General features: G+C 47.5%; 14 protein-coding genes. 7 read left to right on the top strand and 7 right to left on the bottom strand.

Features of this window, described 5'->3' with window-relative positions; genetic code table 11:
- Nucleotides 1-68: 68 nt before the first annotated feature.
- The 3 genes from BLU87_RS03525 to BLU87_RS03515 all read right to left on the bottom strand — a co-directional run bounded on the left by BLU87_RS03525 (nt 69) and on the right by BLU87_RS03515 (nt 2,675).
- A complete protein-coding gene (locus tag BLU87_RS03525) occupies nt 69-1,106 on the bottom strand; it encodes a LysM peptidoglycan-binding domain-containing protein (protein ID WP_092344795.1) in 1,038 nt (345 codons plus the stop codon).
- A 29-nt stretch (nt 1,107-1,135) separates the two neighbouring features.
- The gene (ybgF, locus tag BLU87_RS03520; protein WP_092344793.1) at nt 1,136-1,855 is read right to left on the bottom strand and encodes a tol-pal system protein YbgF; all 720 of its coding nucleotides are present in this window, start codon (nt 1,853-1,855) and stop codon (nt 1,136-1,138) included.
- A gap of 118 nt (nt 1,856-1,973) precedes the next feature.
- The gene (locus BLU87_RS03515) at nt 1,974-2,675 is read right to left on the bottom strand and encodes a class I SAM-dependent methyltransferase (protein ID WP_092344791.1); all 702 of its coding nucleotides are present in this window, start codon (nt 2,673-2,675) and stop codon (nt 1,974-1,976) included.
- A gap of 362 nt (nt 2,676-3,037) precedes the next feature.
- On the opposite strand from BLU87_RS03515, the gene BLU87_RS03510 reads away from it, so the two are divergent.
- From BLU87_RS03510 to BLU87_RS03485, 6 genes are all read left to right on the top strand, one after another.
- Nucleotides 3,038-4,396, top strand: coding sequence for an NAD-dependent succinate-semialdehyde dehydrogenase (locus BLU87_RS03510; protein ID WP_092344789.1), 1,359 nt, complete (start codon nt 3,038-3,040; stop codon nt 4,394-4,396).
- A gap of 269 nt (nt 4,397-4,665) precedes the next feature.
- On the top strand, nt 4,666-5,658 hold the full coding sequence (locus BLU87_RS03505; protein WP_092344787.1) for a permease: 993 nt from the start codon (nt 4,666-4,668) through the stop codon (nt 5,656-5,658).
- Between the two features lie 45 nt (nt 5,659-5,703).
- Nucleotides 5,704-5,997, top strand: a complete 294-nt coding sequence (locus BLU87_RS03500; protein WP_092344785.1) for a hypothetical protein — start codon at nt 5,704-5,706, stop codon at nt 5,995-5,997.
- A gap of 6 nt (nt 5,998-6,003) precedes the next feature.
- Nucleotides 6,004-6,408 (top strand): ArsR/SmtB family transcription factor, encoded by a 405-nt coding sequence (locus BLU87_RS03495; RefSeq protein WP_092344783.1) that lies wholly within the window; start codon nt 6,004-6,006, stop codon nt 6,406-6,408.
- Between the two features lie 417 nt (nt 6,409-6,825).
- Nucleotides 6,826-7,995 (top strand): peptidase U32 family protein, encoded by a 1,170-nt coding sequence (locus BLU87_RS03490; protein WP_245706360.1) that lies wholly within the window; start codon nt 6,826-6,828, stop codon nt 7,993-7,995.
- Nucleotides 7,996-7,998: 3 nt separating this feature from the next.
- On the top strand, nt 7,999-9,273 hold the full coding sequence (locus BLU87_RS03485) for a M48 family metallopeptidase (protein WP_092344779.1): 1,275 nt from the start codon (nt 7,999-8,001) through the stop codon (nt 9,271-9,273).
- Here the strand turns inward: BLU87_RS03485 and BLU87_RS03480 are convergent.
- Nucleotides 9,248-9,487: a DUF2835 domain-containing protein gene (locus tag BLU87_RS03480; RefSeq protein WP_245706359.1), complete on the bottom strand. Its 240-nt coding sequence runs from the start codon at nt 9,485-9,487 to the stop codon at nt 9,248-9,250. The genes BLU87_RS03485 and BLU87_RS03480 overlap by 26 nt on opposite strands.
- Before the next feature lie 39 nt (nt 9,488-9,526).
- On the opposite strand from BLU87_RS03480, the gene BLU87_RS03475 reads away from it, so the two are divergent.
- Nucleotides 9,527-9,703 (top strand): DUF4177 domain-containing protein, encoded by a 177-nt coding sequence (locus BLU87_RS03475; RefSeq protein ID WP_092344777.1) that lies wholly within the window; start codon nt 9,527-9,529, stop codon nt 9,701-9,703.
- Nucleotides 9,704-9,769: 66 nt separating this feature from the next.
- On the opposite strand, the gene trpS is transcribed toward BLU87_RS03475, so the two are convergent.
- The 3 genes from trpS to lon are packed head-to-tail and all read right to left on the bottom strand — an operon-like array spanning nt 9,770 to nt 13,461.
- Nucleotides 9,770-10,735, bottom strand: coding sequence for a tryptophan--tRNA ligase (gene trpS, locus BLU87_RS03470; protein WP_092344775.1), 966 nt, complete (start codon nt 10,733-10,735; stop codon nt 9,770-9,772).
- A 44-nt stretch (nt 10,736-10,779) separates the two neighbouring features.
- Nucleotides 10,780-11,007 carry a hypothetical protein gene (locus BLU87_RS03465; RefSeq protein ID WP_092344773.1) on the bottom strand — a complete coding sequence of 76 codons (228 nt, stop codon included), beginning with the start codon at nt 11,005-11,007 and terminating at the stop codon, nt 10,780-10,782.
- Between the two features lie 21 nt (nt 11,008-11,028).
- Nucleotides 11,029-13,461, bottom strand: a complete 2,433-nt coding sequence (lon, locus tag BLU87_RS03460; RefSeq protein WP_092344771.1) for an endopeptidase La — start codon at nt 13,459-13,461, stop codon at nt 11,029-11,031.
- Nucleotides 13,462-13,648: the final 187 nt, after the last annotated feature.

Below are 13,648 nucleotides of genomic sequence, written 5' to 3'. Positions count from 1 at the left end.
CAAATAAAAAAGGATTGAAGACAAGTCCAATCCCTTTTTATAAACTAACCCGTGTCCTGTGTGGAAAATTAGTCGGTTACAACTGAAACCTTATCTCCAATAAAGGCAGCATCGACGCTTTTGATAATGATTGCGGATGCGGTTTTGGCCTTGGTTTCAATGGTAATGGCGGCACCCAGAACCGCATCAGGAAGTTGCATTCTACCCGCGTGTTTAATCATCTCATCGGAAGCTTTACGCGGACGGGAAATATAAAAAAGATTGCCATTGACAAGACCATCGTCACTGCCAAGATTAACGAAGATAATGTCATTGGTTGAAAAGGTCCCTTTTTCATCACGCGCAGCAACGACATAACCTTCCTTATCGGTCGTCCCGCGTTGCAGGGTGATCTCTTTGCTTAGTGGAATATACTCAAAAAGTTCGGCCCCGCGTTGAATCTCGCGGAATACTGTGGCAATTTTAGCAATGACCGTGTCACCATTGATTTCAGTCACTTGCAGAAACCCAAGGTTACTCATCATGGTGCCGATGAATTGATTGGTGTGTGGATTCTTAATGCTATTACCGCGCTCAAACAACCCATAAGTGTCGCCGACAGTGACATCTGCTGGATTTTTCATTTTCAGAAAAACGGTGTCATTTTTGGTTAGGAGAATCCGATTGTCGACAGAGTCAACCAAGACACCAAGCGGAGTTTCGTTAGTGAGGATGAAGCCGTCACCACTTCCGGTCGCTTTGATTTTGACGAGCTCTTCGGTCTCCCTCTGTGGCATTGGTGTTGGTTGAGCCATTGGTTGCATTTCAGTCGCCGTGGCTGCTGGTTCACCTGCCTCAGGGTATGCGGGGATGATTTTAAGCCGGCCATCGAGAATTTGTACTTTCTGTCCGGGGAAAATCAAATGTGGATTTGTAATCTCAGGATTTTTTGCCCAGATGTTTGGCCAATAGTAGGGATCATCAATAAATTTCTTGGACAGATCCCAGAGAGTGTCCCCCTTTTTAATGGTATAAATTTGATTTTCAGCAGCAATAGCCAGACTTGCTCCTGATACGATGAGCAATAAAATCAGCAGCGATAACCAGCGAAAGAGTGTTCGTGTCATCTGTTCCCTCTCAGACAGAGTGTGAACCGTTAATTAAGCGGCTCGTTACTCCGGTAAAGTTGTTGTGCTTCCGGGCTTTCTGGGTAGCGGTTGCGCAACTGTTCAAGGATATTGTCAGCCTGTATCGGTTGTCCCTCCTGGCGGTAGATCTGTGCTAGTTGCACGAGTGCCGCAGGGGTTTTAGCTTGTGCGGTTGGATCTGCAATAATCAACTGAAGGTTCGTGATGGCCCGATTCATTTTTCCTTGAGAAAATTGGGCATTTGCCAGCCAATAACGAGCATTCGGTGAATACTGGTGGTTTGGAAAGTTGCGTAGAAAATCTTGAAAACCTGCTTCAGCTGCGGACCAATGACCGGCAGCCAAATTTGAAAAAGCGGCAAGATAGGATGATGCTGACGCAGCAACGGCTACGATTTCTTGATTTTCGGCCGGAGAAAGGGGTGTCTCTGCCGGGGGCATGTTGGAAACGGTTGGCTGTTTAAGTTGATCTGGTATGTATAGACCGGGTTGCTTGGTTGCAGTAAGAATATTTTGAGTCAGCAGTTGTTCTTGTAATTGGGTGAGCTCTTTTTGTAACTGTTGCAGTTGATCTGCCTGTGTTTGTTGTTGCTGTTTGATTTCATTTAACTGTGATTTTAGTGCCCCAGACGGTGCAAGGCCCGGTGCTGGAGCGCAGGAACTTAGCAACAGGAGCAGTCCTGAAGAAAGCAGAATTTTAATTGTGAGAGACGATAATAAGCGTTTCATTTTCGCAGAACTCCACACCCGAAATTTACAATAAAACAATAAAAACTAATCTGTAAAAATTATAGTTTTCTTAACTGGTTGTCAAGCTGGAAGAATGAGAATGCTCCAAAAAAGCACCTTATTTACCCTTTTTTAAGGGTTCTGACCGTGTGAGTATATTCAGGCGTCGTCCCGTCGTTAAAATAATTCCCTGATCTGTGGAGCTCCTTTTGAGGAATTGTTTCAGTTCAGCAAGTTCTGCTGTCGGTAGAGTTTGATAGTTTGGTAGTTTATGGGCGAAAAAATCGTTTTCATCGGTAAACTGAAAGACGACATCAAAGTGATAGTCCAGGCTTAGGGTCCAACCCGCAAGATTTTTCATTGCGTCAACCGCTTGCAGTCGTTCCTGACTCTCATCGCCGCTGCCGGCACCAAAGCGTTTTTTTATTGCCATGAATGAACCTGTATCACTGGGTTCAATAATGATAATCTTGCCGTTATCCTTGAGTAGGTGTCCTGAATGGGAAAGGTTTGCGACCATTTTGTCTTTTGGGATGTGATGCAGCGATAAGGTGTAAAGGACTAGATCAAAGGAATGGGCCGCCAGATCTGGGATGCCATCGGGCGTGTATAAAAATTCAATGTTTCTTGCGTGATTCTTTTGTTTCGCCTGCTCCAAAACGGTGGCGTTTGAGTCTGTTGCGACAACTCTGGAAGCGTACTCAGCGATATTGCGGCTGATCTTGCCGTCGCCGCAGCCGACATCGAGAACCGTCGCTCCAGTTAAAGGGGCATGAGAATGAATTTTTTGGATATATTTGTTGTCAGGGTCGAGAATCATAGGGGGCCGATGCAGTGTTTTTCACCACAACAAATTCAAGCATCTTCGTCCAAGAAAGCGGTGACGAGATTTGCGGTGACCGTAAACGTTGAATCCGACAAATATCTGTGACTATTGCAGAAAAGTGAATGTTGCGCAAGTCAATCTGGCTTAGAATTCCACCAGATTCCTTTAAAACCAATAAGTTAAGGATGTTATTTTATTGCTCTGAGCGAGGGGTGAGGTTATGATAATTCGCTGCTCAGGATCTGAGCACGTTATACGACGTTGTTTTTGGCGAGGGAGCGAAATGCAACGGTTCCTTGGCAGAACAAGCACGACCTATATCGGTCGTGGATATCAATAAAAAGGGAGGGCAATACATGGCATTGGAATCATTAAACCCCGCAACAGGTGAAGTGTTAGAGACCTTTGACGAATGGTCGGACGAGCAGGTTGCGACAACGATCGAAGCGGTTCATGGCGCATACCAGAATTGGCGGACCACCTCGTTTGCCGAGCGCAAGTCTTTGCTGCTCAAGGCGGCTGTCATCCTGCGTCAGCGCAAGGATGAATTTGCTACGATGATGGCTCTTGAGATGGGTAAGCCGGTGGTGGAAGGGCGTGCAGAGATTGAGAAGTGTGCGCTGGTTTGTAACTATTACGCCGAAAATGCTGAGCAAATGCTGGCGCCGGAACCCATCGCAAGTGATGCCAGTCGCTCTTATGTCGCGTTTCGCCCTCAGGGGATTGTTCTGGCTGTCATGCCGTGGAATTTCCCTTTTTGGCAGGTGTTTCGATTTGCAGCACCGGCACTGATGGCTGGAAACGTCGGTGTGCTCAAACACGCATCTAACGTCCCGCGCTGTGCTTTGGCCATTGAGCAAGTGTTTGTCGAAGCTGGATACCCTGCAGATGTATTTCGGACCCTGATGATTGGCTCAGGCAAAGTTGCTCAGGTGATTGAGCATCCTTATGTGGTTGCGACGACGTTGACCGGAAGCGATATCGCCGGACGCAAAGTGGCTGAAAAGTCGGGTGCCATGTTGAAGAAATCGGTCATGGAACTTGGCGGTAGTGATCCGTTTATTGTCCTGAATGACGCTGACCTCGATCTGGCTGCATCTGTCGCGGTCACGGCCCGCTGCATTAATTCGGGACAAAGCTGTATCGCCGCTAAGCGCTTTATTGTTGAAGATGGTATCTATGAGACATTTCTCGAAAAATTCAAAGCCAATATGGCGGCATTGAAGATGGGGGATCCGTGTGATGAAACCACCCAAGTTGGCCCTCAAGCCCGCGAAGATCTGATGCGTGAATTGCATCGTCAGGTGGAGGGTTCCGTGGCCAAAGGTGCAAAAGTGATCCTTGGTGGTATGCCCGGTGAAGCTGCTTTTTATCCACCCACAATTTTGACGCAGGTCAGCAAAGGGATGCCCGCCTATAATGAGGAATTTTTTGGTCCGGTGGCGATTGTTATCCGCGTCAAGGATGCCGAAGAGGCACTGTTTGTGGCTAACGATACCGAGTTTGGCCTTGGCGGATCGGTGTGGACAAGGGATATTATCAAAGGTGAAAAAATTGCCGGAGAGATACGTTCCGGTGCGGTATTTGTCAATAGTATGACCAAAAGTGATCCGCGACTGCCATTTGGCGGTGTTGGTATTTCCGGTTTCGGCCGTGAGTTGTCCCATTACGGAATCAAGGAATTCGTCAATATCCAGACAGTCTGGATTCAATAGTTCTGCTGTCTCGATGCGCATATCATGAAAAAAAGCACCGCTTTACTGAGCGGTGTTTTTTTTTGCCAGTCATCCCTTATCTTCCTATTGGAGCACCTTTCACCGAGGTTTCTGTGCTGAAAAACCCCCTGTTTAAGTGTAAATATTCTTTCGTACAGCAATGAAAAAAAAAGATAAAATCATACTTGCGCAATCATGCAAGTGAGTATATCTTGCCCGTAGTTTCACCCATTTTTTCAACAATTTTTAGATCGAAGGAGAACAGCAACATGGATAAACTTACAATTGCGCTGCATGAATTCATTCATGTCGGCGGAGCGCTTGCGATTGTAATTGGTGTGGTGTCAGTTTTAACAGGATTTATGCGTGAGTATATTCCTCAAGAGAAGCTACAGAAAAAACTCACTAAACATGGCAAGTGGGGACCGCTGATGGGCGCTTTTTTTGGCATGTTGACCCCCTTTTGCAGCGCTTCTGTGGTGCCTGTGACTATGGGGATGGCAACCATGGGCGTTTCACTTGGCACGGTTATGAGCTTTTTGATCTCAGCCCCGCTATGTAATTTCATTGTCCTCGCTATGGTGTACGCGACCTTCGGATTGAGAGTCACTGTTAGCTATTTAATGATTACTTTTATTGCAGCAATTGCTGGAGGCTGGTTGATAACTAAGACGCCATGGCGTAATGAAATCAAACGTGGTGAAGAACTGGAGTCGAATAAACCGCAGTCAAGTTGTTCGGCGACGGCCTCAATGCAATGTCGTGTGCGATCTGAACCGACAGTGCAAGACTGCAGTACCGTTAGTGCTTGCAGCGGGTCGACCGCTACGATCGCGCTGGAAAGTGTTGACCCTAGTAGAATGAACAATGCGTTGCGTTTTGCGTGGGTGCTGTTCAAGAAGATTATGCCTTATGTGTTACTTGGGGCGTTAATTAGTGGCCTGTCCGCAGCCTATTTATCTGCCGATATTGTGGAAAAATATGTCGGCGGTGACAATATTCTTTCCGTCATTATTGCTGCGGTTATTGGTGTCCCCCTCTATTTGCGTATCGAAATGGCCATCCCCTTGCTTAAGGTACTGATTGTAAAAGGGATGGGGCTTGGCCCGGCAATGGCCTTAATCATTGGCGGCACTGGTGCAAGTCTGCCGGAAATAGCCCTGGTTTCAGCAGTGCTTAAGCCCAAAGCCGTGGTTGCCTTTGTTGCGATTATATTAACAGCAGCCATTATAGGTGGCCTGTTATTTCAATATGTCTTGTAATGGATTGAAGTTCATCTAACAGCGATTGACAGGAGTTAATGACCAATGCTACAAAGCCAATACGTTGAATTTACAGCTAAAATAGCAAAAAACTTAAGCAAGTGGTGCGCCTACACCCATATGTTTAAAGTTTTTACAGCACTGATTAAAGGTGGCGACTTGTCGGAGCAAACCAAAGCAGGACGTAACATTGCGTTGCTCGGCTTTTTTTGCCCTTTTTTCTGGATCGCTTTGTTGTCAGGAGCGGATGGTTCAACGCTGGCTTTTCATGCCACACATTCGGGAATTGTTTTCTTAATTGGAGTCGCGATCATAATCACCAGCTTCAAGAAAAAGTAAAACTTTATGGATCACGAAAAATACATCGATGCGCTAAAAGCACTGGCCGAACCGCATAGGTTACGTCTGTTTTGGTTGCTCATCCATGTTGACCAGCGTATTACTGTTGCTGAGGCGATGGATGTCACAGAAGATACGCAATACAACGTATCGCGTAATTTGAAGATGCTCTATAAAGCGGGTCTTCTCACCCAAGAGAAAAGTGGTAAGTGGGTTTACTACACGCTCGCACAGCAACAACGACCGCATTGGCAGTTTATCGTTGAATCTGTGCGAGCTCTTCCTGATAGTGGTTTCACACGGTTAACCTCACGGTGCAAGAAACGTTTGGCATTGCGAGTCAATAATCAATGCGTGGTCGGGCCGAATAGTGAGGAATGGCTTACCCAGTGTTCTGCACCCCATCCCTAACGTAAGCCATCAACCAAACCGCTTTTCCTGTCTTAACATCTTTGTGACGTTATCGTTGATGTCCAGATTCCAGTGACCGGCTTTGACCATAAATCGAACAGTGCATCCCCACAACACGTCTCAATAAATCAAAAAATCACTTTTGGTCGCATTTGCTTTTCACCGTTATCATAAACGGAGTTGCTCCTCAACTTCTCTCCGCATGCTGGTAAGAAATTGCCATGGTGATGACTTTTCTCCGCGGGGATGTTGACTTTTGTTCTAAAAGTAGGCGAGCATCGCCGCTGTCATTGACATGAAAAATCTTTACCGCTCAATGCACTTCGGCGACAAAACGATAACCTGAATCGCTTGGACACTATGATGCAACAAAAAATAAACAGAAAACATCCCGAACTCCTGATGCCTGCTGGAGATATGCAGAAACTGAAGACCGCAATCCGTTTTGGTGCTGATGCGGTCTATCTTGGTACTGCAGATTTCGGACTGCGGGCACATGCCGGTAATTTTGACCTTGAACAGTTGCGGATTGCCCGAGAGTTAACACGTGAGGCCGATGTCGCCCTCTATCTAACCCTTAATGCTTCGTTGCGGCCGGAGGAATTCACCGCTTTAGAGCATCTGCTGGAGGAGTTAAAACCTGTTGATTTGGATGCCTATATCATTGCCGACCCTGGAGTGCTAACAACGATTCGTCGGATCGATCCGCAACGATCGATCCACCTTTCAACCCAGAGCAACAGTTGTAATCCACAAACAGCTGAATTTTGGGGCAGTTGCGGTGTCAGTCGCATTAATCTGGCGAGAGAGTTGACTTTGGAAGATATCAACGCTTTTAGCGGACAGACCGAGGTTGAACTGGAATGTTTTGTTCATGGTGCCATGTGTGTTGCCCATTCCGGACGGTGCCTCCTCTCTACTGCGTTGCTTGGACGTGGTGCCAATCAGGGGGATTGCGCGCAACCTTGCCGCTGGAATTATGCGCTGGTGGAAGAAACTCGTCCCGGGGAGAGCTTTGCGATCGAAGAGGATTATCGAGGGACCTATCTCATGAACAGTCGCGACCTTTGTCTGGTGGAACAGTTACCGCAATTACTGGCGGCGGGAATTGACAGTTTTAAAGTTGAGGGGCGGATGAAGAGCCTCTATTATGTGGCAACCACAGCGCGGGTTTACCGTGACGCGATTGACCGTCTCAGTGTTGATCCAGCGGATATCGATCCCCTCTGGCAGGAAGAACTGGAGAAAGTCAGTCATCGCCCCTATGATACCGGTTTTTTGTTCGGTCATGACGATGCCAAGATTCATGCTGCCGACACCCACTATATCCGTACCCATGATTTTGTCGGTTTTGTCCGCAGAGATCAGAACGGGCTTTGGGTTGAAGGGCGCAATAAGTTTGTCCTGGGAGATGAGATTGAACTGATCGGCCCTGCAATGAAGCAAGAGACATTCCGGGTGGATGAGATTCAGTCCTTAACCGGAGAACCTCTTGTCGCCGGTCAACCGAATTCTCAGCTGCGTCTGCGCCTTCCTGATTGGGCCGACGAGGGCGATCTGCTACGCTTGCAAAGAGTGGAGAATTAATAAATGCCATTGTTGTTTTTATCTGTCTATTTGTTGATCACCGTAATCCGCTTTGCTCTTGACTGGATCAATATCCGCCATCGGCAACAAGGGCGACAACCGTTGCCAGCTGCTTTTGCCGGACAAATTGACGAACAGCGTCTTGACCGCAGTGACGCTTATGCTTTAGCAGGAGATCGTGTCGGTCTTGTTGAAGATATTCTGGCGGTTGCTCTGACCATCGCCTTTTTGTTTGGCGGGATTCTCCCCTGGTATGATCAATGGATAGCTGGATATACCGATAATTTCATTGTCAGTGGATTATTGTTTTTTGGTCTTTTGGCTTTGATCCAGTTACTCATCGGCCTCCCTTTTTCTCTCTACAAGAATTTTGTTCTTGAAGAACGTTTTGGATTTAATCGGATGAGTTTCAAGCTCTGGTGCGCCGATTTGCTGAAATCTCTTCTGATCGGCTCGGTGCTGTTCACGCTGCTGGGTGGTGGAGCCTTGGCCTTGGTGCAAATCGCACCACAGAGCTGGTGGCTTTGGGTCTGGGGCTTCTGGGTTGTTGTCACCTTGTTTCTTTTATACCTGTCACCTTACCTAATTGAGCCACTGTTCTTTAAATTCACACCATTGGCAAAAGCTGATTTGGAAATCGAGGTTCGCGATCTGCTCGAAAAAGCTGGAGCGCATGCGGGGAAAGTGTTGCAGGTCGATGCTTCCCGTCGTAGTGGGCACAGCAATGCTTATTTTACCGGCATCGGTAAGGTGAAGCGGGTGGTACTGTTTGATACCTTGATGGAGCAGTTGGATAATAAGGAGCTGCTGGCAGTGCTGGCCCATGAACTCGGACATTGGCGTTGTGGTCACTTGCGGCAACAGTTAATCAAGAGTCAGATTATGGCCTTGCTGGTTTGCTGGCTGGCTTTTACTCTGTTAAGCAGTCAGCTTCTCCCTGGATGGTTGGGGCTGGAGCAACTCTCTTTTGCAGGACAGGTTTTTATCCTTGGCTGGATCGGGTCGCTCATTGGATTTTTCTGGATACCCGTTAGTAGCTGGTGGTCACGCCGCCATGAGCGTCAAGCAGACCAGTTTGCCATCAATATGGTTGGCAGTGGTCAGGAATTAGCTTCAGGATTAGTGAAGCTGGCGCGGGAAAATTTAAGCAATCTATTTCCCCATCCACTGTATGCTGCAGTCTATTACTCGCATCCGCCATTAGTGGAGAGGGTGTTGTGGCTACAAAAGGGAAAGGTTGATGCGGTCTCTCTTAAGAAATTTTCCGCAGATCAATGAAGCGGTTGTTGCTATCAATCGTCAGGAGAAAGCGGCCGTTGATTCCCGTGTGGGTCAACAACGGGCGCAAGCGGATGGCGGGGAAGTGAAGTCGCTTTCCACACTCTGACATCACCTCAATCGCGTTAGCGCTGCCCTGATAGTAGCGGAGAAACTGTTGCTGGCTGATCTGTAATCGAAAGTAGTACTGTCGTTTGGATGTTGTCGCCATCATTTCCGATTTTTCCGTTTGCAGAGTCAGGAAGGTCGAATTATGCTGATCTATAAAGTTGTAGAAACCAGCCAGGTTGATGACCTGAGTCTGGAAAAAATTTTAAATACCTGGACCGCGTTGGGCTGGCACCTTGAGGGGATCCATTTTGCAATGCGTGAAGCTAGTCGACGTCCGGGGATGGCATTCATCACTTTCACCCGTGAAAAAGAAGAATAGTCGGGACGAACCGATCTGTTGGTCCCGACTCTCAAGTTAGATTCACGGCACAATCTCAGACTGTCCTCAGTAGACTAATCCCCCTTTTTTTCGCACCTTGCGCAGGGTTTTATTGGCAACGTAACGGGCTTTATCTGCCCCAGATGCAAGTATTTTTCTGAGTCTTTCTGGGTCGGCTAAGATCTCTTTTCTTTTCTCTGTATAAGGGGCAAAGAAATCACGAGCCGTCTCAAACAATTCCTGCTTGACATCACCGTAACGGAGTCCGGGGGTGAGGTAGCGTTGTCGCAGTTCTTCAACCTCTTGTTTATTTAAGAATAAACGATAAATTTGAAAGATATTACAGCTGTCTGGGTTCTTGGCTTCTTCGATCGGAGTCGGATCGGTGACGATACGCATAATTTGTTTGCGGAGCGCCTTTTCTTCCAGAAACAGATCAATTGTGTTGCCGTAGCTTTTACTCATCTTGCGACCATCGAGACCGGGAACGGTGGCGACATCATCATCGATATCGGGCTCGGGGAGGGTAAAAACATCACCATGCTCATTGTTGTATTTGATAGCGATATCGCGGGCAACTTCCAGATGTTGTTTCTGGTCTTTGCCAACCGGGACGCTATCGCTCTGGAACAATAGAATATCTGCTGCCATCAGCACCGGATAGGCAAACAGGCCATGGTTTGGTTTGATCCCCTGTGCCACCTTATCCTTGTAGCTGTGACAGCGCTCCAATAACCCCATGGGGGTGAAGTTAGAGAGAATCCAGGTGAGTTCCTGTACTTCTGGAACATCTGACTGCACCCAGAAGGTACTTTTTTCCGGATTGAGCCCCAATGCTAGAAAGTTCGCGGCTGCCTCCATGGTCCCCTTGGCCAGAGCTTTGCCATCTGAAACGCTGGTCATGGCGTGGTAATTGGCAATAAAACAGAACAGGTCTTCCTGTTCCTGATAGTCGATCATTTTTTGCATCATGCCAAAGAAGTTCCCAAAGTGAAGGGAACCAGAAGGCTGGATGCCGGATAAGACGCGCATGGTAAATTGACTCCAAAAAAATATGGTTGAGAAAAGTAGTTTGCTTATTGCTGGTTCTGTTGTGCACTCATCATTGTCGCCAGTTGCAACAGTTGTTGCATATCCATGCCGCTCTCTTTGAGAATATCAAGCAATACCGGGAACAGTTGCATCATGAATCCCGGCTCTTTGATGACGTCTTTAGCCAATTCTGGTAGCGTCTCAATGATGAATGCTTTTTTGTCTTCGATAGAAAGCTCCATAAGGCTGGTTTTAATTTCTGTAACGGTCATTTCATTACTCCTGTTTGAAAATCATTTAGCCCCAAGGGCAATCTTGAAAACCTCTGGATACTCTTTGACGAAATGAACCTCTATCCCCTCGCGGAGGTATTCAGGCAAGTCGTCGTAGTCTTTTTTGTTTTCGAAGGGGAAGATCAGGGCTTGCAGTCCAGCACGGCGCGCGGCAATAGTTTTTTCTTTGACTCCACCAATCGGCAGGACACTTCCGGTCAGGGAGAGCTCCCCGGTCATTCCCAGTTTTTCTCGTACTGGTTTTTCCAAAATCATGGATAACAGGGCGGTGGTCATGGTTACCCCTGCTGATGGGCCATCTTTGGGAGTCGCTCCGGCGGGGACATGGAGGTGAATAAAGTGGTTGTCAAAATAATCTTCAGGAATTTTATGTTCTTCAAGGTGCCCCATGACGTAAGAATAGGCAATCTCTGAACTCTCAACCATCACTTTTCCAAGTTGCCCCGTCTGTTTGAACCCTTTGTTTTTACTCTTCATTGCCGTGGCTTCAATCTGCAGGGTCGCACCACCCATGCTGGTCCAAGCAAGACCTGTGACGACTCCTGGAACGCTCTTGATGAGTTCTTCTTCCGCAAAGACGGGCTTGCCAAGATAATTTTCGATGTCATGTTTGGTGACACGCACCTTCTCTTCGCGGCCTTCAGCAAATTCCATTGCCGCTTTCCGCATGATTTTTTTGATTTTGTTATCCAGTCCACGCACGCCGGCTTCGCGAGCGTAGCGGGTAACAATATCCGCAATGGCCGCCTTGTTGATACTCACCTGAGTTTTGGTCATCCCATGACTTTTGAGCGCCTTAGGGATGAGGTAGCGACGGGCAATCTCCAGTTTTTCTTCAAGAATATAGCCCGACAGGCGGATCACTTCCATCCGGTCAAGCAGTGGTGCAGGTATGGTATCAAGCTGATTGGCGGTGGTAATAAACATGACATTGGACAGATCAAAAGGGACATCAAGATAATGGTCACGAAAGCTGTCATTCTGCTCTGGATCAAGGACTTCCAGTAATGCTGAAGCTGGATCGCCTTGGAATGAGGCTCCGATCTTGTCAATTTCGTCCAGCATCAGCACCGGGTTCGCAGTGCCAGCGCTCTTCATAGCCTGGATCGCTTTGCCCGGCATAGCGCCAATATAGGTACGTCTATGCCCTTTGATCTCGGCTTCGTCACGCATACCTCCAACAGAGAAGCGGTAGAATTTGCGCTTTAAGGCGTCCGCAATACTTTTACCCACAGAGGTTTTACCAACGCCCGGGGGGCCGACCAGACAGAGGATAGAACCAGAGATATCCCCCTTCATTTTGCCGACGGCGATAAACTCCAGAATGCGCTCTTTGACATCATCCAGGCCGTAGTGGTCACGATCAAGCACCTTGCGAGCCCGGGGCAAATCATAGGCGTCTTTACTGAATTTCCCCCAAGGGAGGATTGTCAGCCAATCAAGATAGTTACGGCTAACATTGTACTCCGGCGAGGAGGGTTCAATCATCTGGAGCTTTTCAATCTCTTCATCAACGGCTTTCTGTGCCTCTTCATTCAACGTCAGTTTTTTTAACCGTTTCTGATATTTTTCAATCTCAGAGACTTTCCCTTCTTTTTCCAGGCCGAGCTCTTTCTTGATCGCCTTGAATTGCTCCCGTAAGAAAAAATCACGCTGCTGTGCGGAAACTTTTTCTTCAATTTGCTGCGATATTTTGTTTTGCAGGCGTGAGACTTCGAGCTCTTTCTTCAGCAATACCAGAACTTTGTCGATGCGCCGATGGATATCAAAAGTCTCCAGCACTTCCTGTAGCTCAAAGCCATCGGCATTGGTCAAGTTGGCGGCAAAATCGGTTAACCGCGCCGGATCATCCATACTTGTGCGACCGAGAAAGAGTTTAATTTCTTCAGAGTAAAGAGGATTGATCTGAACCAACTCTTTGAGGGTGGAGATGATCGCCATCGAGTAGGCTCTCAGCTCTGGATTTTCCGCGTAGGCGGTACTGAGAAAATAGGTCACATCTGCATAGATAATATTATTGACTTCCAGAACCTCATCGATGCTGAAGCGCTCCAGACTGTTAACCAGAACGTGGGCGCTGTCTTCTTCCGTATGGATTAGTTTGAGAATTTTGGCTGCGACTCCGACGCGTTGCAGGTTGCTGGTCGAATCCTCTTCGTCAAGCTCCTGAACCATGACCAACCCAATGGCTTGAGAGTCGGTCTCCATGGCTTTTTTGATGGTGTTGACCCGGGCTTTACCATTAACTGTCAGCGGGATGATCACCCCCGGGAACGCTGGCCGTGGCCGTAGTGGAATAATTGGTAGCCGCGCTGGCAAGGTGTCGCGTGCCAGCACGAGGCCATCATCGGGGATCGCCTGGACATCGGTGTCGGTCTCGACCTCAATTTCGTACTCAATCGATTCGTCGTGATCTTCAAAATTATCGTGCATTGAAATCTCTCCACTGTTGTATATGATGAATTTTATCTTTAGTGTATTACGAATTCAGAGGAATAGATAATAACATCAGACTGGGAATGTCAATATGCCTGTTCTGGTTCGGGACATCTTTTTGCTGATTGTTTCCTCTTCCAATCTTCCCCTTTGCCTGTGGGTATGAAATAATCCAATCAATCCA

This window comes from Desulfuromusa kysingii, assembly GCF_900107645.1.
Classification (GTDB): Bacteria; Desulfobacterota; Desulfuromonadia; order Desulfuromonadales; family Geopsychrobacteraceae; genus Desulfuromusa; species Desulfuromusa kysingii.
Note: the sequence above shows the minus strand (reverse complement) of the source record. Positions and strands in the feature narration are given on the sequence as shown.